Annotated in this window: 20 protein-coding genes, 1 tRNA gene and 3 pseudogenes; 18 read left to right on the plus strand and 6 right to left on the minus strand. The window is 70.0% G+C overall.

Features of this window, described 5'->3' with window-relative positions; genetic code table 11:
* The first annotated feature begins 51 nt into the window (after window positions 1–51).
* The gene (locus tag BM140_RS18720) at window positions 52–879 is read left to right on the plus strand and encodes an aminoglycoside adenylyltransferase domain-containing protein (RefSeq protein WP_091949892.1); all 828 of its coding nucleotides are present in this window, start codon (window positions 52–54) and stop codon (window positions 877–879) included.
* 210 nt (window positions 880–1,089) lie between these two features.
* Here BM140_RS18720 and BM140_RS18725 read toward each other — a convergent pair whose 3' ends face one another.
* Complete coding sequence (locus BM140_RS18725; protein WP_131803889.1) at window positions 1,090–1,461, minus strand: hypothetical protein; 372 nt, start codon at window positions 1,459–1,461, stop codon at window positions 1,090–1,092.
* 57 nt (window positions 1,462–1,518) lie between these two features.
* Window positions 1,519–2,187: a hypothetical protein gene (locus BM140_RS18730; RefSeq protein WP_091949896.1), complete on the minus strand. Its 669-nt coding sequence runs from the start codon at window positions 2,185–2,187 to the stop codon at window positions 1,519–1,521.
* Between the two features lie 169 nt (window positions 2,188–2,356).
* Between BM140_RS18730 and BM140_RS18735 the strand changes: the two genes are divergently transcribed.
* The 4 genes from BM140_RS18735 (at window position 2,357) to BM140_RS18750 (ending at window position 5,272) form a co-directional block, all read left to right on the plus strand.
* The gene (locus BM140_RS18735) at window positions 2,357–3,085 is read left to right on the plus strand and encodes a response regulator (protein WP_091949899.1); all 729 of its coding nucleotides are present in this window, start codon (window positions 2,357–2,359) and stop codon (window positions 3,083–3,085) included.
* Window positions 3,085–4,452 carry a sensor histidine kinase gene (locus BM140_RS18740; RefSeq protein ID WP_091949901.1) on the plus strand — a complete coding sequence of 456 codons (1,368 nt, stop codon included), beginning with the start codon at window positions 3,085–3,087 and terminating at the stop codon, window positions 4,450–4,452. Before BM140_RS18735 ends, BM140_RS18740 begins: the two co-directional genes overlap by 1 nt.
* A gap of 169 nt (window positions 4,453–4,621) precedes the next feature.
* The gene (locus BM140_RS18745) at window positions 4,622–4,885 is read left to right on the plus strand and encodes a GCG_CRPN prefix-to-repeats domain-containing protein (RefSeq protein WP_091949903.1); all 264 of its coding nucleotides are present in this window, start codon (window positions 4,622–4,624) and stop codon (window positions 4,883–4,885) included.
* Between the two features lie 60 nt (window positions 4,886–4,945).
* Window positions 4,946–5,272 (plus strand): GCG_CRPN prefix-to-repeats domain-containing protein, encoded by a 327-nt coding sequence (locus BM140_RS18750; RefSeq protein ID WP_091949955.1) that lies wholly within the window; start codon window positions 4,946–4,948, stop codon window positions 5,270–5,272.
* A 107-nt stretch (window positions 5,273–5,379) separates the two neighbouring features.
* Here BM140_RS18750 and BM140_RS18755 read toward each other — a convergent pair whose 3' ends face one another.
* The gene (locus BM140_RS18755; RefSeq protein ID WP_207549481.1) at window positions 5,380–6,270 is read right to left on the minus strand and encodes a LysR family transcriptional regulator; all 891 of its coding nucleotides are present in this window, start codon (window positions 6,268–6,270) and stop codon (window positions 5,380–5,382) included.
* A gap of 39 nt (window positions 6,271–6,309) precedes the next feature.
* Between BM140_RS18755 and BM140_RS18760 the strand changes: the two genes are divergently transcribed.
* From BM140_RS18760 to BM140_RS18800, 9 genes are all read left to right on the plus strand, one after another.
* Complete coding sequence (locus BM140_RS18760; RefSeq protein ID WP_244535496.1) at window positions 6,310–7,299, plus strand: NAD(P)H-binding protein; 990 nt, start codon at window positions 6,310–6,312, stop codon at window positions 7,297–7,299.
* Window positions 7,300–7,701: 402 nt separating this feature from the next.
* The gene (locus BM140_RS18765; RefSeq protein WP_091949907.1) at window positions 7,702–8,166 is read left to right on the plus strand and encodes a MarR family winged helix-turn-helix transcriptional regulator; all 465 of its coding nucleotides are present in this window, start codon (window positions 7,702–7,704) and stop codon (window positions 8,164–8,166) included.
* Between the two features lie 74 nt (window positions 8,167–8,240).
* On the plus strand, window positions 8,241–9,143 hold the full coding sequence (locus tag BM140_RS18770) for a putative selenate ABC transporter substrate-binding protein (protein WP_244535497.1): 903 nt from the start codon (window positions 8,241–8,243) through the stop codon (window positions 9,141–9,143).
* Window positions 9,144–9,150: 7 nt separating this feature from the next.
* Window positions 9,151–9,819 carry an ATP-binding cassette domain-containing protein gene (locus BM140_RS18775; protein ID WP_091949909.1) on the plus strand — a complete coding sequence of 223 codons (669 nt, stop codon included), beginning with the start codon at window positions 9,151–9,153 and terminating at the stop codon, window positions 9,817–9,819.
* Entirely contained in the window at window positions 9,816–11,363 is a 1,548-nt protein-coding gene (locus BM140_RS18780) for a PhnE/PtxC family ABC transporter permease (protein ID WP_091949911.1), read from the plus strand. The genes BM140_RS18775 and BM140_RS18780 overlap by 4 nt, the downstream gene beginning before the upstream one ends.
* Before the next feature lies 1 nt (window position 11,364).
* Entirely contained in the window at window positions 11,365–13,332 is a 1,968-nt protein-coding gene (selB, locus tag BM140_RS18785) for a selenocysteine-specific translation elongation factor (protein ID WP_244535498.1), read from the plus strand.
* Window positions 13,329–14,762: an L-seryl-tRNA(Sec) selenium transferase gene (gene selA / locus BM140_RS18790; protein WP_091949913.1), complete on the plus strand. Its 1,434-nt coding sequence runs from the start codon at window positions 13,329–13,331 to the stop codon at window positions 14,760–14,762. The genes selB and selA overlap by 4 nt, the downstream gene beginning before the upstream one ends.
* Before the next feature lie 37 nt (window positions 14,763–14,799).
* Window positions 14,800–14,892 (plus strand) — tRNA-Sec (locus BM140_RS18795).
* A 22-nt stretch (window positions 14,893–14,914) separates the two neighbouring features.
* Window positions 14,915–15,613 carry a c-type cytochrome gene (locus tag BM140_RS18800; protein ID WP_131803890.1) on the plus strand — a complete coding sequence of 233 codons (699 nt, stop codon included), beginning with the start codon at window positions 14,915–14,917 and terminating at the stop codon, window positions 15,611–15,613.
* Window positions 15,614–15,685: 72 nt separating this feature from the next.
* On the opposite strand, the pseudogene BM140_RS18805 reads toward BM140_RS18800, so the two are convergent.
* Window positions 15,686–17,239: pseudogene (locus BM140_RS18805) on the minus strand (ABC transporter substrate-binding protein).
* Window positions 17,240–17,316: 77 nt separating this feature from the next.
* Window positions 17,317–17,832, minus strand: a complete 516-nt coding sequence (locus tag BM140_RS18815; protein WP_165616497.1) for a TlpA family protein disulfide reductase — start codon at window positions 17,830–17,832, stop codon at window positions 17,317–17,319.
* A 225-nt stretch (window positions 17,833–18,057) separates the two neighbouring features.
* Here BM140_RS18815 and BM140_RS18820 point away from each other — a divergent pair, with 225 nt between their 5' ends.
* A complete protein-coding gene (locus BM140_RS18820; protein ID WP_091949924.1) occupies window positions 18,058–20,160 on the plus strand; it encodes a protein-disulfide reductase DsbD family protein in 2,103 nt (700 codons plus the stop codon).
* Between the two features lie 19 nt (window positions 20,161–20,179).
* On the opposite strand, the gene selD is transcribed toward BM140_RS18820, so the two are convergent.
* A complete protein-coding gene (gene selD, locus BM140_RS18825) occupies window positions 20,180–21,226 on the minus strand; it encodes a selenide, water dikinase SelD (RefSeq protein WP_091949926.1) in 1,047 nt (348 codons plus the stop codon).
* Window positions 21,227–21,509: 283 nt separating this feature from the next.
* Here selD and BM140_RS18830 point away from each other — a divergent pair.
* The 3 genes and pseudogenes from BM140_RS18830 to BM140_RS18840 all read left to right on the plus strand — a co-directional run bounded on the left by BM140_RS18830 (window position 21,510) and on the right by BM140_RS18840 (window position 25,114).
* Window positions 21,510–22,623, plus strand: a pseudogene (locus tag BM140_RS18830) (IS3 family transposase).
* A gap of 34 nt (window positions 22,624–22,657) precedes the next feature.
* Window positions 22,658–23,122, plus strand: a pseudogene (locus BM140_RS18835) (EAL domain-containing protein); the annotation flags it as partial.
* 435 nt (window positions 23,123–23,557) lie between these two features.
* Window positions 23,558–25,114, plus strand: a complete 1,557-nt coding sequence (locus tag BM140_RS18840) for an FAD-dependent oxidoreductase (RefSeq protein ID WP_091949930.1) — start codon at window positions 23,558–23,560, stop codon at window positions 25,112–25,114.
* Window positions 25,115–25,220: the final 106 nt, after the last annotated feature.

The raw sequence follows: 25,220 nt of genomic DNA on the forward strand, positions 1-25,220 counted from the left end.
CGGAGGTTGCCAAGCAACTGGGGGATGTACTGCCGTCCCGGAGAGCACGCCATGACCCAACCGGACATGCTGCCTCGCGCTGTCGAGACCGTCCTCACTGACTACCTGGAGCGCCTGGATGCAGAGCGGGTGCCGTCGCTCCATGGTCTCTACCTTGTCGGCTCGGTCGCGCTGGACGATTTCCGGGCCGGTGCGAGCGACATCGATTTCGTCGCAGTCATGGACTCTGAGCCTTCGTCTGGGTTGCGTGAGCGGCTGGCCCAGGTCCACGCGGGCCTGACCGAAGCGGGAGGGCCGCACCTCGACGGCCCCTACCTCACCGTCGAGGTGCTCCGGCGGGTGCCAACCGATTACGCGTCGGTGCCCTTCAGCCTGGAGGGACGCTTCCGCGACGGCGAGGTCTGCCGCGAGGTCAACCCGGCCGTCTGGCGTTGCCTCGCACGCCACGGGCGGACGGTGCTGGGGCCGCCGCCGTCCAAACTCGGCATCGCCGACGACGGCGAGGTGCTGCGAGCCTACCAAGTCGGCAACCTGCGAACATACTGGTCGCGGTGGATCGAGCAGGCCGAGACCGCACTCGCTGCGAAAGCCCCCGGCGATGATGCGAGCGCAACCGCGCTGGCTTGGGGCGTGCTGGGGGTGGCCCGCATCATCTGCGCCCTGGAGACAGACAGGGTCGTCTCAAAGTCCGGCGGGGGACGCCACGCGCTGGCCGAGCATCCGGGCCGCTGGCATCCGGTCATTCGCGAGGCACTCGCGGCACACGAAGGCGCAATGGAACGTGTGCCGGTCGAGACCGTCCGGGAAGGACTCGCCTACATGCGCGCGGCCATCGCGACCGCGACCGGTCAGACCGCCGCCTGCAACGACCGGACCTGAGGCGGATGGCCTCTCTACGTCCGGCATGATCCTTTCAAAGGCCATGGTCCCGTCATGACGAGCCGGTGGTAGCGCCTCGTCGCCGAAACGCCCGTTTCGAGGCTGAACCTGGCCGCCGCGGATCGAAGGAGCAGCCGTCGGCGTGGGACGACGACATTACCCTCTCATCGCGGATTGCAAGCCCTCAATTCGCGACCGCGGTCTATCGTTCTACGATTTCAGACCCGGGCATAACCGGAAGCTCTCACCGTTGCCGCCTGTCAGATCAGTGTAGCGATCAGGTCCATCGACGCGGATCGTGGAGCGGTCGGTGCTTCGCTCGACCTTCGGGCCGCCGAACTGACGGCAATCCTGCTCGATCTCAAACACGTTTCCCTGCTTGGGCAGCACCCGGCTCCGGCAACCATTCGCCTTCGAGCTTCCCAGGCCGCCGCCGTCGTAGGTGCGCAGCGCGACGTTCGGCGGGTCCTTGCAGTCGGTGCCCACGTCGACATACGCGCCGTGGCGCAGGGGCAAGGTGTCCGCCAGCGCCGGTCCGACGCCCAGAAGGAGGACGCAGGCCACAATGATTCGAGCAGTCATCGGTCATTCTCTTGGATGTCAGAATATCGGAGATCGGCCACGGTTGAGGAGCGCCGCTCAGGTTCCGACTGGGCCCAGCAGTCTGGCGAGGAAGCGGTAGTAGACCGGCTGCTTCTGACGCAGTTCGTCGCGGGTGAAGGGCTCACGCGCCAGCTTGCCATGCAGGTAGACGCTCGCCGTCATGGCGAAGAACTCGCCTTGGTTTTTCAAGAGATAGGCGTTGGCCGGGTAGAAGCCGCCATCCTTGGCGCGACCGTAGAATGTCAGGATCTCCGGGTTATTCCGGCCGCCCGGCATCTTCCGGAAGTGGTAGACGTGCATGTACTCGTGCAGCAGGATCGGGCGGTCGTCCTTCGGATCGTCGACCGTGATGTTGACGCTGTCGCCGCCGCTGTAGTGGCTGCCCTCGCCGGAGCCGGACCGGACGACGACCGGGAAGCGACGGAGGAACGCCTTCGTGCCTTCGTTCAGCACCGTCGCCTCGACGATGTCGACCTGATGCTCGGCCGCCTGCCACAATTGGCGGATCTCGGCGTTGGGGACGTCCTGGGCCATCTCGATGCGGTAGCCGCGGTAGGTCTCGCCCCCGTCGTCGAAGTGCTGCGCCCCGGCGGTCGCTTGCCGCGGGGCCGCGTGCGCCGGCCCGCCGTGGACCGCCAATGTCCCGGCCACGGCCACGGCCACGGCCAGGGCCGACACGACGTGCCGGATCGGGGATGTCGCCATGCTGATCCTGCCTCCGTTGCTCTCGCCCCGGCGAAGGGCCGGTTTCGATATCGGCGACCATCGCGCCCGCGCCGTTCCACGATGTGACGGGATGCCGGGGACGTGTAACGATGTGTAACGACGTCGGTTTTCGCGTTGCCGCTCCATCCGGCCGACCTATCCTCGGGACATGACCGACGCCGCCACCATCGCCATCGTCGAGGACGACGACGACATCCGCTGCCAACTCGCGAGCTACCTGGAGGACGAGGGTTTCCGCGTGATCTCCCTCGAAGGGGGCGCCGGGCTCGACCGCCTCATCGCGACGGGTCCGAGGCCGAACCTCGTCGTTCTCGACTGGATGCTTCCGGGTGAGGACGGGCTGTCGATCTGCCGCCGCCTGCGCGAGGCGGGAGGGCCGCCGGTCGTCATGCTGACCGCCAAGGACGAGGACATCGACCGCGTGCTGGGGCTTGAGATGGGCGCCGACGACTACGTGTCGAAGCCCTTCAGCTCCCGCGTTCTCCTGGCGCGCATCCGTGCCGTGCTGCGCCGGGCGAACGGCGCGCCGGCCGCCGCGGAAGCTGCCGCGGAGCGGCTCGCGGTCGCCGACCTCGTGGTCGATCTCGCGGGCCGCGCCGTCACCCTCGGCGAGCCGGCGAGGGATGTCCCGCTCACCAGCGCCGAGTACGACCTCCTGCACTGCTTCGTCACCCGACCGCAGCGGGTGCTTTCCCGCGACCAGCTTCTCGACTGGACCCGCGGCCGGACCGCCGACGCCTTCGACCGCACCATTGACGTGCAGGTGAGCCGCCTCCGGCACAAGCTCGATGACGCCGGGAGCACGGCGTCATCCCTGATCAAGACCGTCCGCAACGCCGGCTACATCCTCGCGGCGCCGGTTAAGGCCGCCCCGTGATGGCCCGCGTCGGCCTGCTCGGGCGGATCATGCTGGTCCTGCTGGGGGCGCTCTCGCTGCTGGTCGTGGCGACCTTCGGCATCGACCAGTGGCAACGCGGCCAGGAACGCTCGCCCTACGGCTCACGCTTCCCCCGCCTCGACCAGGCGGCGGGCATCATGGCCCTGATGAAGGACGCCGATCCCGGAAAGTGGCCGGCAATTCTCCGGGCTGTGAGCGGCGAGGCCCTCAGGGCCGAGATCGTCGACGCCCCGCCGGACGAGGATGCGCTGATCCGCGAACCGGTGCTCGAAGCGCGCCTTCACCGCCTGTCGGGCGATGCCGGTGACGGCATCCGGGCCTTCACCACGGCCGACTTGCTCTACCGCGGCAACGGGCCAGCGGATGCCGGCAACCGGCACAAATCCATCGGCAGCCTCGCCCAGGCGACCTACCGGCTGCCGGACGGGCGCACCCTGGTCGTCTCCGCCATCACGCGGCACCGCTCCCTCATGCCGTGGCTGCTCGGCCAGCCGTTGAGCCTGTGGGTGGCCGTCCTGGGCTTGGCGGTGGCCGGCCTCGTCACCATCGGCGCACGGCACGAGCTCGGCCCCCTGCGCCGCCTCACCGAGGCGGTCTCCCGGTTCGACGGCCGCGCGGCGGAGCCGGCCCTCGCCCGCCGGGGAGCCCCGGAGATCCGGCGCCTCGCACAGGCAGTGCAGGCCATGCAGGAGCGCATCGTGGGGCTGATGGGCGAGCGCTCGATGCTGATCGGCGCTATCTCGCACGACCTCAAGACCTACCTGACGCGCATGCGCCTTCGGGCCGAGCGCGTGGCAGAGCCGGAGCGCCGCGACCGACTGGTCGAGGACGTCGACGCGATGACCGCGCTGATCGAGACCTCCCTCGGCTTCGCCCGGGGCACCGCCACCGAGGTCGGCCGCGCCCCGGTGGACCTCGCCGACATCGTGGCGGTTGAGGTGGCCGAGCACGCCGCCCAGGGTGCGCGGATCAGCCTGTCGGGCGAGGAGGTGGCGGACGCCACCGTGGCCGGCGATGCCGTCGCCCTGCGCCGGGTGGTGGCCAACCTGATCGGCAACGCCGTCAAGTTCGGGCGCTCCTCCGTCGCCGTCGCGGTGCGGCGGGCCGGGGGAGCCTGCGAGGTCGTGGTCGAAGATGACGGACCCGGGATCCCGGAGGACGAACGGTCGGCGGTGTTCAGCCCGTACTACCGGGTCGAGCGCTCAAGGAATCGGCGCACCGGCGGGACAGGGCTTGGCCTCGCCATCGCCCGCCAGATCGCCGAGGCGCACGGCGGCACCATCGTTGCCGAGGCGGCCCCAACGGGAGGAGCCCGGCTCGTGGTGAGGCTGCCCGCCCTCGCGTGACGCCGGGCAACGCTTCGAGAGCGACCGTTACACGACGATAAGATCCGGCGAGGACCCGTCACACCCGGGATCATCGCGGGAGCGAACCTCCCTCTCGACCCGATGCGGCCCCGCCGCCGGGACGGGGCGGCATCGAGCCGTCCCGGTCCATTCGAGAGGGAGATCCCCGATGCTGAAGATCCTCGCCCCCGCCGTATTGCTGGCCACCCTCGCGGTGCCCGCCACGGCCATGCCGCTGGTCCAGGACGCGGTTTCCGACGGGTCGGACGGGGAGCAGGTCATCCAGGTCTACGGCGGCTGTGGCCCCTACGCTCACCGCGGTCCCTATGGGGGCTGCCGGACGGGCGGGCAGTGGGGCGGGTACGTCCGCGGCGCGTCCTGCCCGGCCGGCTTCCAAATCGGCCCCTACGGCCGTCGCTGCTGGCCGAACTGAGCCTCTCATTCCCGCAACCCTCCTCGTCCGGCCTGACGCCGGACGCCTATGGAGCGCGTCATGATCCGCAAGCTCATCGTACCCCTCGCCCTGGCAACGGGCGTGCTACTCACCGCACCCGCCGCGGAGGCCCGCGACGGGTGCGGTCCCGGCTTCCATCGCGGCTATTACGGCTACTGCCGACCGAACTGGCGGCCCTACGTCTATCGTCCGTTCGTCTACGGTCCCGGCTATAGCCGCTTCGGCTACCGTCGCTGGGGCGGCTACCGCTGGCACTATCGCTATCGGTACAGCTGGCACCGTTCGTGGCACCGCGGCTTCGCCTGGCACCGGGGCGGGCACCGCTGGGGCGGCTTCCGGCACGGCGGCTGGCACCGGCGCTTCTGACGGGTGGAGGTCGATCCGCCGGAGCGCGGGTCGGCATGCGGCTGTGACCTCGCATCGATTGGCTCGCCTCCGGCCGCTCGTCGGCCGGCCCCGAAACAATCCGCGGCCTACCGCCAGCAGTAGGCCCGGAAGGACTCGACGAGGTGGCTGAACAGGGCGTCGATGCGCGCGCTGCGCCGCACGTCCTCGTGCGCCACGATCCAGGTGTCGAGGTCGAACACGACGCGGTCCGGCAGGACGCGCACGAGATCGCGCTCGCCGACCGGCACCTGCACCATGCCGATGCCGAGGCCGGCGCGGACCGCGGCGAGCTGCGCGGGATGGCTGTCGCTGCGCAGGGCGATGGGCAGTGGCCCGCCCGCCTCGCGGCCCAGGGCATCCAGAACCGCGACATAGGCCGGCATGCGGTCGGGCCCAACCATCCCGTGCCGGGTTAGGTCCGCGACGGTCTCGGGAATGCCGTTCCGGTCGAGGTAGGCTGGCGACGCGAAGAACCCGAGCGGGATGCTGCCGACGTGGCGCGCCACGAGCGAGTTCTGGCTCGGCTGCGCCATGCGCACCGCCACGTCCGCCTCCTGGCCGGGTAGGTCGGTGTTGATGTTGGTGAGAACCAATTCAACCACGAGGCGCGGGTGGCGCTCGCGCAAGGCCACTAGCATCGGCGGTACGACTTCGATGCCGACGAAGTCCGAGACGCTGAGACGGACTGGGCCGGCCACCTCGGACGCCGCGCCCTTCGCCTCGCGCCGGAACGCCTCGGACGCGTGGGCCATGCGCCGGACGTGCCCAACCAAGCCGAGCGCCTCGGGCGTCGGCGCCAACCCGTTCACACCGCGGACGAAGAGCGGTTGCCCTACGGCCCGCTCCAGCGCCTCGACCCGGTGCCGGACGGTGGGCTGGGTGAGGCCCAGCGCCCGCGCCGCGGCCGACAGGCTGCCGGTGTCGAGCACGGTCAGGAATGCCCGCTGATCGTCCCAGTCGAAGTCCGCATCGCTCATAAAAATTCGATAGGCGGCCCAACGGAGCTCGTCAATTTCATGGATCTCCCTCTGGGCGCATCAAGGCGGCGGCGAACGGAGGAACAGATGATGGGAACGGCTCTGGTGTTGGGTGCGACGGGCGGTGTCGGCGGTGCGGTGACCCGGGCGATGTTGGCACGCGGGTGGCACGTCACTGCCCTGGTGCGTGATCCGAGTCGAGCGGCGATTACCTGGGGCGCCCGGGTGGCGCCGGATTGGCAAGCGGGTGATGCCATGAGCCGGGCGGACGTGGTCCGCGCCGCGGAAGGGACGAGCGTCATCGTCCACGCCGTGAACCCGCCCGGCTACCGCAATTGGGACCGGCTGGTCCTGCCGATGCTCGACAACACGCTCGCGGCGGCGCGCAACGCCGGCGCCCGAATCGTCCTGCCGGGCACGATCTACAATTACGATCCGACCCTCGCCGCGGTGATCGACGAGACCACCCCGCAGCAGCCGCGCGGACGGAAGGGCGCCATCCGCGTCGAGATGGAGAAGCGCTTGGCGGGGGCCGCCCCGGAGGTGAGGAGCCTCATCGTGTGGGCGGGCGATTTCTTCGGACCGGGGGCTGGCCAGAGCTGGTTCGCGCAGGCCCTAGCGAAGCCGCCGCTTACGCGCATCCTCAATCCCGGAACGCCGGGCGTCGGGCATGCCTGGGCGTACCTGCCCGACCTCGCCGAGACCATCCTCCGTCTGCTCGAACTGCCGCCGGATCGGCTGATGCCATGCGAGCGGCCGCAGTTTCCCGGCCACTACGATGCCGACGGCGGCGGGATGGCGGCTGCGATCCGTCGGGCCTCGGGTCACCCAAACCTTCCCGAGCGGCGCTTCCCCTGGCCCCTGATGCGGGTGCTCGCGCCGTTCGGCGGGTTCCCCCGGGAGGTTATGGAGGTCCGTCCGCTCTGGGCGCACGCGATGCGCCTCGACGGAGGTCGGTTGATGGACCTTCTCGGCGATGTGCCGTGCACTCCGCTGGATGCTGCGGTTATCACCGCATTGAGAACTTGAGAGGTTCAGGACGCTCGTCTCTTCTTCACCTCAGTCAGTTCGTTTCAAGGCCGTTCGATTTGGCGACGAACGATCTCCGCCAGGTACCGCTATTTTCAGTCGGCTAAGCCCAATCGCCGGACGTCCCCTTTCTCCGATCTGCATCATAAAGCGGAAGGGCAGCAAACCATCCCATCCGGTCCTTCAGCGACAGCGCCGCGAATGTCTGCTTGGGGTCAGGAGTTCGCATCCCGCTTGTTCGGCTGTGCGCCATAAACAGACCTCGCCTGCAGGCCAGACTCCGCGGCGCCTGCCCGCGCGGGGTCCACGACACCGAGTGCCGTTCGCGGGCAGTGTCCGCGAGCGACGGCTTGACATCATTCTTCACGCATGAACCATTCACGATTGAAGGATATGTCAGCAATGGGCGCTCGCAAACGCCGTCTCAGGCTCGACGACCAGCTCTGCTTCGCGCTCTACGCCGCGACGAACGCGGTGGTGCGCGCCTACCGGCCCCTGCTCGGCGAACTGGGCCTCACCTACCCGCAATATCTCGTGATGCTGGCGCTCTGGCAGGACGGCGCCGCGCCGGCCCATACGCTCGCCGCGCGGCTGCAGCTCGGCGCCAGCGCGATCACGCCGCTGGTCGACAGGCTGGAGGCGGCCGGTCTCGTGACCCGCGCGCGAGGGACCGACCGGCGCGTCGTGCTCGTCGCGCTGACGGAAGCCGGCAGGCGTCTGGAGGAGAAGGTCGCCGTCGCGCAGCAGGCCGTCGTCTGCCGTACGGGCCTCGAAGAGGACAGCCTCGCCGCGCTGCGTCAGGAACTGAAGGCCCTTGCCGATCGCATCGCGGGGTCCGGCAGCGTGCCGCAGGACGAAACGGTCTGACGAAGGGCGGCATCCGCCGCGCCGGCCCGACGACGACGAAGGTCCGAAAAAGGGCCGACTTGGGAGGGACGCCAGTGATCGGGGTGACAACGCGGCCGTCGCGGACGGGCCTGCTCGCGGCCGTGCTCGCGCTCGCCCAAACCGTCCTGGGCGTCGCGGCGGGGCGCGCCGAGGATCGTCCGCCCTTCGTCTTCACCGGCATCCCGGATCAGGATGAGAGCCGCCTCGTCGAGCGCTTCGGCCGGGTCGCGACGTACTTGGAGGCCAAACTCGGCGTGCCGGTGCGCTACATCCCGGTGAAGAACTATCCGGCCGCCGTCACCGCCTTCACCAACGGGCAGGTGCAGCTCGCGTGGTTCGGCGGCTTCACCGGGGTCCAGGCCCGCAAGGCGGTGCCCGGGGCGCACGCCATCGCGCAAGGAGCCGAGGACGCGTCCTTCAAGACCTATCTCATCGCCAACGCCCGGTCCGGGCTCACCCCCTCGAAGGACTTCCCGCAGGCGGTCGCGGGGAAGACCTTCACCTTCGGGGCACGGGCCTCGACCTCGGGCCGGCTGATGCCGGAGCACTTCATCCGGCAGGCATTTCCGGGGAAGACGCCGGAGCAGGTGTTTTCCCGCGTCGGCTTCTCGGGCGACCACTCGCGCACGATCCAGCTCGTCGTGTCCGGCGCCTTCGAGGTCGGGGCGGTCGATTACACGGTCTGGGATCTCGACACCAAGGCCGGCAAGCTCGATCCCTCAGTGGTCAAGGTGATCTGGGAGAGCCCGCCCTACCCGGACTACCAGTGGACGGTGCGCGGCGACGTCGAGGCGACCTACGGCGCCGGCTTCACCGAGCGGCTGAGAGCCGCACTCGTTGGGATTGAGGACCCCGCAATCCTCGAACCGTTCGGGCGCTCGAAGTTCGTGCCCGTGACCGATGCGGCCTACGACCCGCTGATCGCGGTCGCCAAGTCCACCGGGCTGCTCGACTGACCCGCCCGTGGCCGCGCCCGCGCTCACCCTCTCGAACGCCTCGGCCGCCTATGGCGGGCGGACCGTACTCGCCGGCATCGACCTGACGATCCGGGCGGGCGAGCGCGTCGCGCTGCTGGGCCGTTCGGGCGCGGGCAAGTCGACGCTGCTCGGCCTCCTCCACGCGCAGGCGCCCGAGCGCATTGCCCTGGTGCCGCAGTCCGCCGCTCTGGTGCGGACGCTGTCGGTGTTCCACAACGTCTATATGGGCCGGCTCGACCGCCGCTCGACCCTGCACAACCTGCGCACCCTCGTCCGGCCGGCCTCGGCCGATTGGCGCGAGGTCGGCGGCGTTCTCGCCCGCGTCGGGCTCGCCGAGGCGATCCGCACCCGCGCCGGGGCGCTGTCGGGCGGGCAGCAGCAGCGGGTCTCGGTCGCCCGCGCCCTCTACAATCGCGGGCCGATCCTGATCGCCGACGAGCCGGTCTCGGCCCTCGACCGCGTCCAGGGCGCGGGCATCCTGGCCGAGATGGCCCGCACCCACGAGACGCTGGTGCTGGCGCTGCACGACGTGGCCCTGGCGCTCGCGGCGACCGACCGCATCGTCGTGCTGGATGCCGGCCGCATCGTCCTCGACGCGCCGGCCCGCGACCTCGATGCCGCGCGGCTTAGCCCCTACTATGCGGGGACGGCGTGAGCGGGCCCGGGCGCCTTGCCCCGCACGGGCCGTCCGCCGGCTACAGCGCCGTCAGCCGCTGGTTCGCGGCGCTCGCGCTCGCCGCCCTGCTCGCCGCCGACCTCCACGTATCGAGCCTGCAGCCCTGGGCCGAGCTGCGGCGGCTGCTCGCGGGATTCGTGCGCGCCGACTTCCCCTCGGTCGAGGCCTGGAGCATCGTCCACACGGTCGCCTTCGCCGTGCTCGGCGTCGGGATCGGCGCAGGGGCGGGCTTCGGGCTCGCGATTCCCTTCGCCCACTCGCGCGCGGTGCGCGGGCTCTGCGCGGCCCTGCGGTCCGTGCACGAGCTGTTCTGGGCGCTCCTCCTGATGCAGGTCTTCGGCCTCTCGGCGACGACCGGCATCCTCGCCCTCGCGCTGCCCTATGCCGGCATCTGCGCCAAGGTCTATTCGGAGATCATCGAGGAGGCCGACCTCGCGGCGCTCCGCGTCCTGCCGCCCGGCACCGGCGCGGTCTCGGCGTTCGCCTACGCCCGCCTGCCGGACGTGGCGGACAAGCTGCGCCACTACACCCTCTACCGGCTCGAATGCGGCCTGCGCGCGACCCTGGTGCTCGGCTTCATCGGCCTGCCGACCATGGGCTTCCACCTCGAATCCGCCTTCCGCCAGGGCCGCTACGGCGAGGCGGGCGCCCTGCTCCTCGTGTTCTATGTCCTGATCGGCACGCGCCGGCTGTGGCTGCGCCCGCTCACCTTGCCGTTCCTCGCGGTCGCGAGCCTGCTCGCTTTGCCCGCCACGGTCGGCAGCACCGCAATCGGCGCGAGCCTCGCCCGCTTCCTCGAGCACGACATCGTGCCGGCCCCGTTGCGCGGCGCGGCCCTGTCCGATCCCGACACCTGGGCCCAGTTCGGGGCGTGGCTGCGGCCGATCCTGACCGATCAGGTCGGCCCGGGCATCCTCCAGACCCTGATGCTGGCGCAGGTCGCGCTGGTGGCGACTGCGCTTGGGAGCCTCGTCCTATTCCCCCTCGTGTCCCGGCGCTTTGCCGGGCGCATCGGCCAGCCGCTCGGCCGCGTCCTCCTCGTCACCGTGCGCTCGACGCCGGAATACATGCTGGCCTACGTCGCCCTCCTGCTGCTCGGGCCCTCGATGCTGCCCGCGATCCTGGCGCTGTCGATCCACAATGCCGGCATCGTCGGCTACCTCATGGGCCGCCACGCCGACGACCTGCCCTACCGCCCGGACGCGCCGCGGGGGCTGAACCTCTACGCCTACGAGACCGTGCCGCGGCTCTACGGCCAGTTCCTAGCCTACCTGCTCTATCGCTGGGAGATCATCCTGCGCGAGAGCGCGATCCTCGGCATGCTCGGCGTGGCCACGCTCGGCTTCCACATCGACGCCGCGATCTCGGAATTGCGGCTCGACGTGGCCGTCATCCTGATCGCCGCGACCGCCGCGATGACGATGGCGGTCGATGCCCTGTCGCGGGCGCTGCGCCGCACCTTACGCATCGCCGACCTGCCGACGCGCCTGTCGCGGCCGCTGGCTCCGCGCACGGGGGCCTGAGATGGGCGCCCGCATCATCGTCGCCACGGCCGGACACATCGACCACGGCAAGACTTCGCTCGTGAAGGCGCTGACCGGCATCGATGCAGACCGGCTGCCCGAGGAGAAGGCGCGCGGCATCACGCTCGACCTCGGCTTCGCCTACCACCACGGCGACGATGGGACGACGCTCGGCTTCGTCGACGTGCCGGGCCACGAGCGGCTGGTGCGCACCATGGTGGCGGGCGCCACGGGCGTCGACGCCGCGCTCCTCGTCGTGGCGGCCGACGACGGCGTCATGCCCCAGACCCGCGAGCATCTGGCGATCCTCGACCTCCTCGGGATCGGCCGCGGCGTCGTCGCGATCACGAAGAGCGACCGCGTCGAGGAGACCCGCCTCGCCGCGGTAAGGCAGGAAGTCCGCGCCCTCGTCGCCGGCACCGCGCTGGCTGACAGCTTGATCCTGCCCTGCTCGGCTCGCACCGGCGCCGGGATCGCGGCGCTCGCCGCCGGTCTCGCCGCGGCGGTCGGAGAGAGCGCCGAGCGCGCGCCGCAGCGGGGGTTCCGCCTCGCGGTGGACCGCCACTTCACCGTGCCGGGCGTCGGGCTCGTGGTCACCGGGGCGGTCCATGCCGGGACGGTGGCGGTCGGCGACCGGCTCCTGCTCTCGCCCGGCGGGCGCGAGGTGCGGGTGCGTGGGCTGCGTGCGCAGGACCGGGAGACAGCAAGCGGCGCGGCGGGCGAGCGCTGCGCCCTCAACATCGTCGGCGCACGCCTGTCCCGCGAGGACGTGCACCGGGGCGACTGGCTCCTGGCTCCCGACCTGCACGCGCCCGCGACCCGCCTCGACGTGCGCCTGCGCCTGCTGCCCTCCGAGGCCGGGCCGCTGCGCCACCGCACCCCCGTCCAGGTCCATCTCGGCGCGGCCGCGGTCGCGGGCCGGGTGCTGCTCCTCGACGGGTCCTCGCTCGAACCGGGCCGGGAGGGGCTGGCCCAACTCACCCTAGACGCGCCGCTCGGTGCGCTCGGCGGCGATGCTTACGTGCTGCGCGACGCCTCCGCCCGGCGGACGCTGGGCGGGGGCCGCGTCCTCGATCCGTTCGGCCCTCGCCGCGGCCTGCGGACCCCGGGCCGCCGGACGCTGCTCGAAGCGCTCGGGGAACCGGACGACGCGCGCGCGCTGTCGCGGGCGCTCGACGGTACTGAGGGCGGGCTCGACCTCGACCACTTCCGCCGCGTCCGCAACGTCGTGCCTGCCGCCGAGGCCGCCTTATTTGCAGCAGCCGACCTGCGCGTCGTGCCCGGACCATCGGGCCGGCTCGGCTTCGTGGCTCCCCGCCTCGATGCGCTGGCCGAGCGGCTGCGCGCGAGCCTCGACGCGTGCCACCGGGACGAGCCGGACAATCCAGGCCTCACTTTCGAAGAGTTGCTGGGCTCCATCCCGCGGCCGCTGCATCCGGCCGTGCGCCCCGCCCTGCAGGGTGAGCTCGAGGCCGGCCGCATCGTGCGGCGCGGCGCCGTCCATCACCGCCCCGGCCACGTCATCCGCCTCGCCCCGGTCGATGTCGAGCTGTGGGAGCGGGTCCGCGCGGTCCAGCGCGCGGCGGGCCGCGACCAGCACCGTCTCAGCCGTCTCGCCGAACGGCTCGGCCACGAGCCCGACGAGATCCGGCCGCTGCTCGACAAGCTCGGGCGGATCGGCTGGCTGCGGCGGGTCTCGAAGGCCTACTACGTCCTGCCCGAGGCCGCCGCCGATCTCGCGGGCGTGGCCGAGGCGGTCGCCGCCGAGCATCCCGACGGGCTCCTCACCGTCGGCAACTTCCGCGCGGCGGCGGGGATCGACCGCCACATCACCATGCCGCTCCTCGAACATTTCGACGCCGCCGGCTTCACCACCCGCCTTGGCGAGGGCCGGCGCATCACCGGCGACCGCCGGGCGATTTTTTCGCCCGACGGGGCCGTCGCCGGCACGGAATCGACCCTTCCATGAACGCACCCGCGAAAAGCCCATCGGCGCCTACGCGCCCGCGACCACCCTCGGTCGAGCGCCTGCTCACGCATCACGGGGCGGCGGCACCGCTCGCGGCCTACGGGCGCACGGCGCTGACCGGGGCGATCCGGGCCGAACTCGCCGCGATTCGGGCGGGCGACGCCGAAATGGCGCCGGAAGCCGCGCTGCTGGCGCGTGCGGATGCACGTCTCGCCGCCGAGCGGCGCCCGTCGCTGCGCCCCGTCCTCAATCTGACCGGGACGGTGCTGCACACCAATCTCGGCCGCGCCCTGCTCCCGCAAGAGGCCGCGCAGGCTGTCGCCGCCGTGATGACGGGTGCGGCAAACCTCGAATTCGATCTGGAGCGCGGCGAGCGGGGCGAGCGCGACAGCCATGTCGAGGCGCTGGTCCGGCGGCTCACCGGGGCCGAGGCGGCGGTCGTGGTCAACAACAACGCGGCCGCCGTGCTGCTCGTGCTCAACGCGCTCGCCATGCGCCGGGAGGTGATCGTCTCGCGCGGCGAACTCGTCGAGATCGGCGGCTCGTTCCGGGTGCCGGACGTGATGGCGCGGGCCGGCTGCCGGCTACGCGAGGTCGGCACCACCAACCGCACGCATCTGGCCGACTACGCCGAGGCGATCGGCCCGAGGACGGGGCTCGTGATGAAGGTGCATCCGAGCAACTACGCGATCCACGGCTTCACCGCCGAGGCCGCCGAGGCCGATCTTGGGCGCCTGTGCCGGGAGCGCGGCGTGCCCTTCGCGGTCGATCTCGGCAGCGGCAACCTGATCGACTTCTCCTCCTACGGCCTGCCGCCGGAGCCGACCGTGCAGGCGGCGCTCGCCAACGCCGACCTCGTCACCTTTTCCGGTGACAAGCTGCTCGGCGCCGTGCAGTGCGGCATCATCGCAGGCCGACGCGACCTGATCGCCCGCGTGCGAAAGAATCCGCTGAAGCGGGCGCTGCGGGTCGACAAGATGACCTACGCGGCGCTGGAGGCCACCTTACGCCTTTACCTCCATCCCGAGACCCTGAGCGAGCGGTTGCCGACCCTGCGCCTGCTAACTCGCCCCGAGGCCGAGATCCGCGCGCAGGCCGAGCGGCTGCTCCCCCGCGTCTCGGAGCGGTTGACTGGACTGGCCGCGGTCGCGCTCGAGCCGTGCACGAGCCAGATCGGCTCCGGCGCGCTGCCGGTCGAGACGCTGCCGAGTGCCTGCCTCGCCCTCCGCCCGCCCGTCGACGAGCGCCGGGCCGGCGCGTGGCTGAAGCGGCTGGCGGAACGCCTGCGCGCCCTGCCGGTGCCGGTGATCGGCCGCATCGGCGACGGGGCGCTGCGCCTCGACCTGCGCACGCTGGAGGACGAGGCCGTCTTCCTCGCCCAGATCGATGCGCTGGCCGGGGCTGCCTTCCCTTCACGCGAGGAAACGTGACTGTCCTCCCCCATGCCGCGCTGCTACACCGACCGACGGAGGCGAACGGGGTCTGGTGGCCCTCCTGGTCTTCAAAACCAGCGGTACGCCAACAGCGTACGGTGGGTTCGATTCCCATCCGCTTCCGCCAACGCCATCGCATCGGATCGACGATGATCCCGGTCCGGCTCGCCGCCGCGCTCCTGCTCCTCGCCACCGGTGCCGCCAAGGCCGAGGGTGCAAAGGCCGAGGGCGATCCGGTCGCGGGCGCCACCGCCTTCCGGGCCTGCCTGTCCTGCCACGCCCTGGAACCCGGCCGCCACATGACCGGCCCGAGCCTGTCGGGCATCTACGGTGCGCCGGCCGGCAAGGCGGAAGGCTTCGATCGCTACTCGGAGGCGCTGGCCGCAGCGCACTTCGCCTGGACGCCGCAACGGCTCGACGCGTGGCTCGCGAACCCCTCCGCGCTCGTGCCGGGCAGCCGCATGACCTACCTCGTCGCCGACGCGACCGTGCGGGCCGACCTCATCGCCTACCTGAAGGCCCTGCACGACGGCCGGACCGACGGCCTCGCCATCCCCCAGGCGAGCGCGCTCGACCTCAAGTCGCTGGGCCGCGCGAGCAGGGTCGAGGCGGTCCGGCTTTGCCGCGACACCTTCCGCGTGACCCTCAAGAACGGCGTCACCCTGCCGCTGTGGGAGCGCAACCTGCGCCTGCGCGTCGACAGCTCCACGGAGGGGCCCGCTCCGGGCGAGCCCGCGCTCCTGCCCGGCGGCATGCAGGGCGACCGCTACACCCTGATCTTCCACCACCCGGCGGAGATCAGTGCGCTCATCCGAAGCGAGTGCCCGCCGGGCGAGCCGGCGCCCTGACGGCGAAGGCCCCGGAGATCTCTCCCCGGGGCCCTCTCGTTAACGAACGGCTGCAAGCCGATCAGCGCTCGACTACTTGCCCTTGACGATCTTCGTCTCGGCCAGTTCCAGCATGAACGTGTCGTAGGGCTGGAAGCTCACCCGGTTGCTGACCGCGAACAGCGTGTGCGGCGAGTAGAGGAACAGGACGTTGGCCTGGTCGTACTCGTACTTCTCGATGTCGCGCACGATCGGCTCCTGATCCTCGAGCTTGGGCGTCGCGAGGAGCTTGGTGAACATCGCGTCGAACTGCGGATCCTCCGGCATGGCGCGGAAGGCTCCGTCCTTGCCGAAGAACTCGCGATGGACGACGCCCACCGGGAATTGCGGCGACCAGTCGAAATGCCAGACCAGCTTCACGTCGAAGTCGTCGCCCTTCGGGTCGACCATCTTCGTCTTGAGACCGACCTTGGCGAGCTGCTCGGTCATCGCGTCGAAGAGGGCCTTCTGGTCCTCGCCCGCGCCGATCGCCACCGTGGCGTCCGGGATCTTGGCCGCCTTGAGCACCTCGCTCGCCTTGGCGGCGTCGAGGGCGTAGGGCTTGAGGCCGTCGTTGTAGCCGAAGCGGCCGGGCTGGATCATCGCCGGGATCAGTTCGGCATGGCCGCCTTCACCCTTCTCGATCAGCGTCTTGCGGTCGATCGCCATGTTCATCGCCTGCCGGACCTTGACGTCCTTCCAGGGCGAATCCGGCTTGTTCTGGTTTAACACGCCGACGAGCACCGTCTTGGCCTTGGCCATCACGATCTTGGCGTTGTCGCTCTTAAAGGCTTGCGCCTCCGCGGGCGTCACCATCGTCACGATGTCGACTTTGCCGTCTCCGGCCGCGACCGCCTTGAGGGCGTCGGACTTGGAGATGATGTTGTCGAACACGATCCGCACGCTCGGCGTGCGATCCTTGTTCCAGTACTTGGTGTTGGGCTCCATCACCACTTCGGGGGAGCGCTTATCGAGCTGAGAGACACCAGAGGTGAGCACGAACGGACCAGTCCCCCACGGACCGGCAGCGTCGATGACTCACCAGTTGCCTTCAGCCGACTGCTTCGTGGGGCTCACGAAGCCGAGTTTGTCCCAGAACGCGTTCGAGCCGACATGCATGCCGCGCAGCTTCATGAAGGCCGCGCCGTCGGGCTTCGTCATCTTGAACAGGATGGTGTTGTCGTCCACCACCTCCATCTGGTCGTCCTTGTCGTAGTTCAGGAACGAACCCGGCGGATGGGGGCTCTTCCACGACTGGACCTTGTCGAACGCCTTCTTGAAGGCGGCCGCGTCGAACTTCTGGCCATCCTGGAAGACGACGCCCTTGCGCAGATTGAGCTTGAGCGTTTTGGGATCGACCCACTCCCAGCTCTCGGCGAGCGAGGGCTGCTGCAGGCCCTTGAAGTCGACCCGGTTGGCCTCCTCCATCGTGTTCCACGTGATCGACAGCCAGTTCACGGGCGACGGGTCGACCACCGTCACCGTGTTGTCGGGACCTGCGGCACGGGCCCCTCCCGATCCCGCTGCGGCCATGGCGAACGCCGTGGCCGTCGCGAGAAGGGAGAAGCGCCGACGCGAGGGTCCCGCGGAGCGGGCTCCTGCTCTCATCGTGCGGTTTCCTCCTGAGGATGGGGCCTTCCGGCCCCGGTTGCAGGGCGTCCGCCGCGACGCACGCCCATCTCGGATCAGCCGGCGAGCGGGGCGAGGATCGCCTCCAGCTTGCCGTCCGGCGTGTCGCCCTTGATCGTCTCGACCACCTTGCCGTCCCGATCGAGGATCACGGTGAAGGGCACGGCGCCGACGTCGTTGCCGAGGTCGCGCCCGATCTGGATCGCGGAAGTCCCGCCGTAGACCGTCGGGTACGCGACGCCCATCTTCTTGGTGAAGGCGCGGACCTTGTCGGCGTTGTCGAGCGCGATGCCGATGACGACGACGCCCTTGTCCTTGAACTTGTCGTAGAGCCGAACGAGCTTCGGCGTCTCGATCTGGCAGGGGGCGCACCACGTCGCCCAGAAGTACACGACGCTGACCTTGCCCTTGTAGGCCTCCAGCGTCTGCGGCTGGTCCTGCAGGTTCTTGAGTTCGGTCGCGTAGAGGGAGGTGGTCGAGGGGGCAGCGGTTTCGGCGGCCCGGCCCGGCGCGGACAGCGCCCAGCCGAGACAGGCGAGGGCGATGAAACGCCCCGTTCGGCTCACGACCATTCCGGCTCCTCCCGATACCGGTTCCGGGCGCCAAGGCCCGATCCGGCACATCGCGAAATTTTGCACTAATTAGTGGTGTGCAATTGAACCTTTGATAGTACCGCTGGCAGGGACCGTCCAGCAGTCCATGCAGGATTCTTCACCCCGAAAGCTGCCGACCGACCCGGCTTGCGAAGGGCGAACGCTGCGCCGGTCGCGAAGACGTGAGAACACGGAGGCATCCGCATGAGCGCAGCGCGTCGTCTTTGGGCCCTCGTCGCCGCGATCGGCTGTCTCGTTGCCGGTCCCGCCGCGGCCCAGTCGTCCGCTGCGGCCAAGGATCTGGTGCGGGCCGAACTGGTGTCCGAGGCGAAGGCGTTGGTTCCGGGCGCCACGGCGTCGCTCGGCATCCGCCTGAAGATGAAGCCGGGCTGGCACGTCTACTGGCGCAATCCCGGCGATTCAGGCCTGCCGCCGGAGATGGCATGGCGCCTACCCGAGGGCGTTTCGGCGGGCGCCTTCCAGTGGCCGGTGCCCGAGCGCATCCCCGTGCAGCACCTGATGAACTACGGCTACGAGGGCGAGACCGTCCTGCTCGTGCCCCTGAGCGTGCCGGGCACGCTCGCGCCCGGCAGTGCGGCCACGCTCGGTGGCACCCTGTCCTACCTCGTCTGTGAGGAGATCTGCATCCCCGGCTCGACCGAACTGAGCCTGACCCTGCCGGTAGCCGCGGCGGCCGAGCCCGATCCGGACAAGGCGCCCCTGTTCGCTGCGGCGCGACAATCCCTGCCGATCGAGGCGCCCGTGCCGGTGCGGTTCGCGCGCGAGGGCGAGCGGATCGTCCTCACCTACGCGGCGACCGACCTCAAGCCGGAAGCGGTGAGCGCGGCGGCGTTCTTCCCCTACGCCGAGACCGCGCTCGACAACGCCGCGCCGCAGGATCGGCGCGTCGACGCGTCGGGGCTGCATCTCGCGCTCAAGCCGGGCGAGGGCGGCGCCGACTTGGCGACGGTTCCCGGCGTGCTGACCTACACCGAGGACGGCACCCGCCGCGCCTTCACGATCGGCGAGGCAGCGCCCGCGGGGCCCGCTGCGCTGGGGGGCGGGGCGGCAGCGGCGGAGGAGGTCCTGACGCTGTGGAGCGCGATCGGCCTCGCCCTCATCGGCGGCCTCGTCCTCAACCTGATGCCCTGCGTCTTTCCGGTGCTCTCGATCAAGGTGCTGAGCCTGGTCAAGCAGGCCGGCCAGTCGCCGACGCGCATCCGCGTTCACGGGCTGGCCTATACCGCCGGGGTGCTGGGGAGCTTCCTGGCGCTCGCCGGCACGCTCATCGCCCTGAAGGCTGGCGGGGCGACGATCGGCTGGGGCTTCCAGTTGCAGTCGCCGCTCGTGGTCGCGGCGCTGGCCTACGGCATCCTCGCCATGGGGCTGAGCCTGTCCGGCGTCGTGCATGTCGGCGGCGGCATCAGTGGGCTGGGCGACGGGCTGACCCGGCGCGGGGGCTACCAGGGCTCGTTCTTCACCGGCGTGCTGGCGACCCTCGTGGCGACGCCCTGCACGGCCCCCTTCATGGGCGCCGCGGTCGGCTTCGCGCTGACGCAGGGGCCGCTCGTCGGGTTGTCGGTCTTCGCGAGCCTCGGCCTCGGGCTCGCCCTGCCGTTCCTGGCGCTGACGCTGTATCCCGGCGCGGTGCGCCTCCTGCCGCGCCCCGGCGCCTGGATGGATACCCTGAAAGGTGCGCTCGCCTTCCCGCTCTACGCCACGGTCGCGTGGCTGATCTGGGTGCTGGCCCAGCAGGTCGGGCCGAACGGCCTGCTCGCCGCGCTCGTCGGCCTCGTCATGGTCGGGCTGGCCGCCTGGACCTGGGAGCGGGCCCGCTTCGCCGGGCGGGTCGGCGGCCTCCTGGGCCGCGCGGTCGCCGCTGCGGCGCTGGCCGCGACCGTCGGCCTCGCCGTGCTGAGCGACCGGGACCGGGCGACAGGTGCGCGCGGCGCGGTGGCCGAGGGGGTCGAGCCCTTCACCCAGGCCCGCCTCGACAGCCTGCGCGAGGGCGGGCGGACAGTGTTCGTCGACATGACGGCGGCGTGGTGCATCACCTGCCAGGTCAACGAGCGCACTGTGCTGGACCGCGCGGGCGTGCAGGCCGCCTTCAAGGCCGGCAACGTCGCCTATCTCAAGGGCGACTGGACCAACCAGAATCCGGAGATCACCCGCCTGCTGGAGCGGCACGGGCGCAGCGGCGTGCCGCTCTACCTAGTCTATCGCGACCGCGGCGAGGCGCGGGTGCTGCCGCAGATCCTGACCGAGGGGATCGTTCTCGACGCGATCGCGGCAGGGCCGAAGACCTGAGCGGCCGCGCTTCCGCCGATCAGACGACCGCGATGACGGGCGGACCTGTTTCGATGCGACCGACGATGGCAGCCTGCGCGAAGCCAGCATCGCGGATGGTGGAAAGTATCGTCTCGGCGCGCTCGGCCGCGCAAGACACGAGCAGGCCGCCCGAGGTCTGCGGGTCGGTCAGCAGGTGGCGGCGCCACTCCGAAAAGTCGGCCGGTAAGGTGACAGCCTCGCCGTAGGCCGCCCAGTTGCGGCGCGAGGCGCCGGTAACGAAGCCGTCTCGGGCAAGAGCCTCGGCATGGGCGAGCAGCGGCACGGCATCGGCCTCGATCACCACGCTCACGTCCGACCCGCGGGCGAGTTCGAGCCCGTGGCCCAAAAAGCCGAAGCCGGTCACGTCGGTGAGCGCATGCACGTTCGGGTCGCGGGCGAGTTCGGTGCCGATGCGGTTGAGCCGCGTCGTCGTCGCGATGAACTCGTCGTAGCCGCCTTCCGGCAGCGCTTCGCGCCGGATCGCCGCGGAATAGACCCCGACGCCCAGCGGCTTCGTCAGGATCAGCGCGTCGCCGGCCCGCGCGTCGGCGTTGCGGCGCACCTCCTCGCGGCGGCAGGTGCCGATGACGGCCAATCCGTAGATCGGCTCGGGCGTGTCGATGGAATGCCCGCCCGCCACCGGGATGCCGGCCTCGGCGCACAGGCTCGCGCCACCCTTAAGGATCTGCGCGACGATCTCGGATGAAATCTTGCCCACCGGCATGCCGAGGATGGCGAGCGCCATGATGGGCTTGCCGCCCATGGCGTAGATGTCGGAGATCGCGTTGGTCGCGGCGATGCGGCCGAAATCGAAGCCGTCGTCGACCATTGGCGTGAAGAAGTCGGTCGTGGCGATGACGCAGGTGCCGTCGTCGAGCGCCCAGACGGCAGCGTCGTCGGAGGTCTCGTTGCCGACGAGCAGGCGCTCGAACGGGCCGGCCATCGGCTGGTCCGCCAGCAGGCCCCGCAGCACCCCCGGATCGAGCTTGCAGCCGCAGCCGCCGCCATGCGCCAGCGTGCTGAGACGAACCGTCGATCCGCCCATGGTATCGCCTCCGAATGCCGCGGCCGATGGTTTCGAGAATGCCTACACTGTCGTTCCGTCGAAGGGCAGCTCCGTCCAACGGTGCGAAGATCAAAAGTCCGTTCGGTAGCCGGAAGCACGGGTTCGGATGGCGGGCGTTGGACATCAGCTTTGTGCCCCATCCGGACCTTCGGCGGATGTGGCACGAATGCCTGCAACGAGTCGAAAGTAGCGGTTCGAGGTGACCTTGCCCCCTGGCCTGCCCTCGTTCTGAAGCTAGGGTCCGTCGAGCAGGAGACGGACGATGAAGAAGAGCCGGTTCAGCGAAGAGCAGATCATCGGCGTCCTGAAGGAGCAGCAGGCCGGGCTTCCGGTGTCTGAGATCTGTCGCCGCCACGGCATCAGCGACGCGACGTTCTACACGTGGCGCTCGCGCTTCGGCGGCATGGAGGTCTCGGACGCGCGGCGTCTGAAGGCGCTCGATGAGGAGAACCGCAAGCTCAAGAAGCTCCTGGCCGAAGCGATGCTCGACGTGGCCACGCTGCGTGAGGCGCTGGGAAAAAACTTCTGACGCCCGGCGCACGGAGAGCGGCCGTGAACTGGGCCATCGAGGAAAAGGGCTATTCGCAGCGTCGTGCCTGCGGGCTGATCGGCCTGGAGCCGAAGACGTACCGCTACGCCTCGACCCGCGGTGACGATGCAGCCGTACGGGTGCGCCTGCGCAGCCTGGCCGGCGAGCGCCGCCGGTTCGGCTACCGGCGCCTGCTCATCTCGGCTCGCGACGGGAGGGCCTCACGCTGAACCACAAGAAGCTGTTCCGCCTCTATCGGGAGGAGCGGCTGTCCGTGCGCAGGCGGGGTGGGCGCAAACGAGCCCTTGGCACGCGGGCACCGGCCGCCGTGCCGCAGGAGCCGAACCAGCGCTGGAGCCTCGACTTCGTCTCCGACACGCTCGACGACGGTCGGCGCTTCCGCATCCTGGTCGTGGTCGATGACTGCACGCGGGAGTGCCTGGCGCTGGTGGTCGACACGTCGCTGTCCGGCCAGCGCGTCGCGCGCGAACTCGACCGGATCCTCGCGGACCGGGGCAAGCCGCTGATGATCGTCTCGGACAACGGCACCGAGCTGACCTCGCACGCGATCCTGCGCTGGCAGGAGGAGCGTGCGGTCCAGTGGCACTACATCGCCCCCGGCAAGCCGCAGCAGAACGGTTTTGTCGAAAGCCTGAATGGGCGCTTGCGCGACGAGTGCCTGAACGAGCATCTGTTCCGGAGCCTGCCGGCGGCCCGGACCATCATCGAGGCGTGGCGGGTCGACTACAACACCTGCCGCCCTCACACGAGCCTCGGTGGGCTCACCCCGAACGCGTTTGCAACCCGGTCCAAACAGGACCAGAACCAGAACGGACTCTGGTTATGAACGGGGGCAAACAGGGGGCAAGGTCACCAACCATCAGCTGATGTTTGAATTCCCCGAAAACGAGCGCATGCTCAATGTCGGTCATGTGCAGCGGATCGTCACCGAATACCGCAAGCAGGGCTTCCTGACGGCGCTGGACGACTTCGGTGCCGGGTGCGCTGGCCTCAATCTTCTGGCGAGTTTCCAGCCCGACTTAATTAAACTCGATATGGAGTTGATCCGCGGCATCCCAAACTCACCAGCCCGTCAGATCATCGTTGCTGGGGTTGCAACCATCGCGCGGGAACTCGGCATTACGATCCTGGCCGAAGGTGTCGAGACGGATGCCGAACTGATGGCGTTGCGCGCGGCCGGCATTCGCCTGTTCCAGGGCTACCTGTTCGCCAAGCCAGCGCTGGCGGGTCTGCCGCAGGTTCAATTTCCTGGAATGTGCGTCACGGCGACGATCGAAGCATCGAAGGTTGCCTGCGGGGCACTGATAGGGCTGCAGCCGCGCTGACCTATCAGCAAAACGAGCCGAGTGCGGTGCTGGAAAACGGTCGATTTCCCGACATAGGCCTCATTAGGTGGAAGGACCGCGGTTGGGGTGGGGAGCGGACTCTGACCCTCCCCCTAAGCGGACGTTCCGCCTCCGACCCGATTGCACCATCGCAGGGGATTCCTATCAGGCCCACAAGCGGACGTCCGATCGGCTTAGGCGTTCGATCCTGTGGTTCGAGCTTTGTCCTGCAAGGAATGCGCCGTCGCTGTATGCTCTTCAGAAGCGCCCCGATGACCGTGCGGTCGCGGCGCAACCGGACGACTTCGGCGGATGCCCGAAGCGATCTCGGGGGTCGCCTTCTACCGTGTTCCTGGCCGGGCAGGAGGCAACTGGAACAGGTTCGGCGCTTTGATAGGCCGGGCGCGATGGCGCTCGCCAAAAGGGACGCCAGCCATGCCCGGAACCGAGATCCGCCTTGCCCTCGACGCGATCCCGATGGGGGGTATGAAGGAGGGATCGGCCGGGGACGAAAAGGTGCTGTTCGTGCGCGACGCCTCCGGCGTGCGGGCGTTCCAGGCCAAGTGCCCGCATCTCGGGGCACCGCTCGCCAAGGGCGAGATCTGCGGCGGACGCCTCTACTGCCCCTGGCACAAGGCCGCCTTCGCGCTGGCTGACGGAAGCCTCGAAGAGCCGCCGGCCCTCGATGCCCTGACGCGCTACCCGGTCCGCATCGAGGGGTCCGAAGCCGTCGCGACCCTCACGCCGGAGCCGGCGCCGACGAAGACGGCGGGCGCGACTGTGAGGAACGTGCTCATCGTAGGCTCCGGTGCCGCAGCCGTCGCCTGCGTGAAGACGCTGCGCCGCGAAGGCTATGACGGGCCCATCACCATGGTCGGTCGCGAAGCATACCCGCCCTACGACCGGACCAAGCTCTCCAAGCAGTTCCTGGCCAAGCCCACCCCGCCGGAGAAGATGCTGATCGAGCCCGATTTCGACGGGATCAACAAGGTCGAACGCATCACCGCACAGGTCGCCAGGGTCGATCCCACGCGACGCAATATCACCCTGGAGGACGGCCGGACCTTGAGCGCGGACGCGATCCTCGTCGCCACCGGAAGCCGGGCGGTGGTGCCGGACTTCCCCGGCAAGGACCTCGGCGGGGTGTTCACCCTGCGCAGCCTCGACGACGCGCTGCATGTGAGCGAGGCGGCAGGCGAGGGCGGCGGGTCCGTCGTCGTGGTGGGCGCCGGCTTCATCGGCATGGAGGCTGCCGCGTTCCTCACGAAGCGCGGGCTGTCCGTCACCGTGCTGGCGCGCGAGGAAACGCCCTTCGCCAAGCGCTTCGGCGAAGTGGTCGGCACGGCGCTCAAGCGGTACCATGCCGGTAACGGCATCACCTTCGAGACCGGCTCCGTCGCCAGGATCGTCGGCACCAGCCACGTCGAAGCCGTCGAGACGGAGGACGGACGGCGCTTTTCGGCCGACATCGTTCTCGTCGGCGCTGGCGCCAAGCCGGAAACCAGCCTGATCGCGGACGTCGAGCTCGACGAGGCCGGCGGCCTCGCGGTCCCCGGCGACCTCAAGCTCGCGGAGGGTATCTGGATCGCGGGCGATATCGCCGCCTTCCCCGAGACGTCGAGTGGCCAGACCGCGCGGATCGAACATTGGCGTCTCGCGCAGCAGCACGGCACGCATGTCGCCCATGCTATCCTCGGCCGGAGCGGCGTGTTCGCGGGCGCTCCGTTCTTCTGGAGCAACCAGGGCGACAAGCGCCTCGATTACGGCGGATACGCCGAAGGGTTCGACCGGATCGTGATGCAGGGCGATCCTGCCGCCCTCGACTTCATCGCCTACTACGTCACGGGCGACAGGGTGACGGCCGCCTGCAGCATCGGTCGCAACAGTGCCTTCACGGCATTCCTGCACCTGCTCGGTCTCGGCCGTCTGCCCTCGGCGGCCGAGATCGAGGCCGGGGCGGACCTGCCTGACCTTGCGCGGGAGGCTGCCTAGAGCATCAGAATGGGCGAAAAGCCGGTATGCGTCGCACCCTGCGCGAACGTCCGGTTCGCTCGGGGTTGCGTCGAGGTGAGGCAACCCCGTTCCGCAACGTGGCCCT

It is taken from the genome of Methylorubrum salsuginis, from assembly GCF_900114375.1.
Classification (GTDB): Bacteria; Pseudomonadota; Alphaproteobacteria; order Rhizobiales; family Beijerinckiaceae; genus Methylobacterium; species Methylobacterium salsuginis.

Coding starts and splice junctions, on each gene's coding strand:
- BM140_RS18720 (WP_091949892.1), top strand. CDS start 52: ATGACCCAACCGGACATGCTGCCTCGCGCTGTCGAGACCGTCCTCACT.
- BM140_RS18725 (WP_131803889.1), bottom strand. CDS start 1,461: ATGACTGCTCGAATCATTGTGGCCTGCGTCCTCCTTCTGGGCGTCGGA.
- BM140_RS18730 (WP_091949896.1), bottom strand. CDS start 2,187: ATGGCGACATCCCCGATCCGGCACGTCGTGTCGGCCCTGGCCGTGGCC.
- BM140_RS18735 (WP_091949899.1), top strand. CDS start 2,357: ATGACCGACGCCGCCACCATCGCCATCGTCGAGGACGACGACGACATC.
- BM140_RS18740 (WP_091949901.1), top strand. CDS start 3,085: ATGGCCCGCGTCGGCCTGCTCGGGCGGATCATGCTGGTCCTGCTGGGG.
- BM140_RS18745 (WP_091949903.1), top strand. CDS start 4,622: ATGCTGAAGATCCTCGCCCCCGCCGTATTGCTGGCCACCCTCGCGGTG.
- BM140_RS18750 (WP_091949955.1), top strand. CDS start 4,946: ATGATCCGCAAGCTCATCGTACCCCTCGCCCTGGCAACGGGCGTGCTA.
- BM140_RS18755 (WP_207549481.1), bottom strand. CDS start 6,270: ATGAGCGATGCGGACTTCGACTGGGACGATCAGCGGGCATTCCTGACC.
- BM140_RS18760 (WP_244535496.1), top strand. CDS start 6,310: ATGGATCTCCCTCTGGGCGCATCAAGGCGGCGGCGAACGGAGGAACAG.
- BM140_RS18765 (WP_091949907.1), top strand. CDS start 7,702: ATGGGCGCTCGCAAACGCCGTCTCAGGCTCGACGACCAGCTCTGCTTC.
- selB (WP_244535498.1), top strand. CDS start 11,365: ATGGGCGCCCGCATCATCGTCGCCACGGCCGGACACATCGACCACGGC.
- selA (WP_091949913.1), top strand. CDS start 13,329: ATGAACGCACCCGCGAAAAGCCCATCGGCGCCTACGCGCCCGCGACCA.
- BM140_RS18800 (WP_131803890.1), top strand. CDS start 14,915: ATGATCCCGGTCCGGCTCGCCGCCGCGCTCCTGCTCCTCGCCACCGGT.
- BM140_RS18815 (WP_165616497.1), bottom strand. CDS start 17,832: ATGGTCGTGAGCCGAACGGGGCGTTTCATCGCCCTCGCCTGTCTCGGC.
- BM140_RS18820 (WP_091949924.1), top strand. CDS start 18,058: ATGAGCGCAGCGCGTCGTCTTTGGGCCCTCGTCGCCGCGATCGGCTGT.
- selD (WP_091949926.1), bottom strand. CDS start 21,226: ATGGGCGGATCGACGGTTCGTCTCAGCACGCTGGCGCATGGCGGCGGC.
- BM140_RS18840 (WP_091949930.1), top strand. CDS start 23,558: ATGCCCGGAACCGAGATCCGCCTTGCCCTCGACGCGATCCCGATGGGG.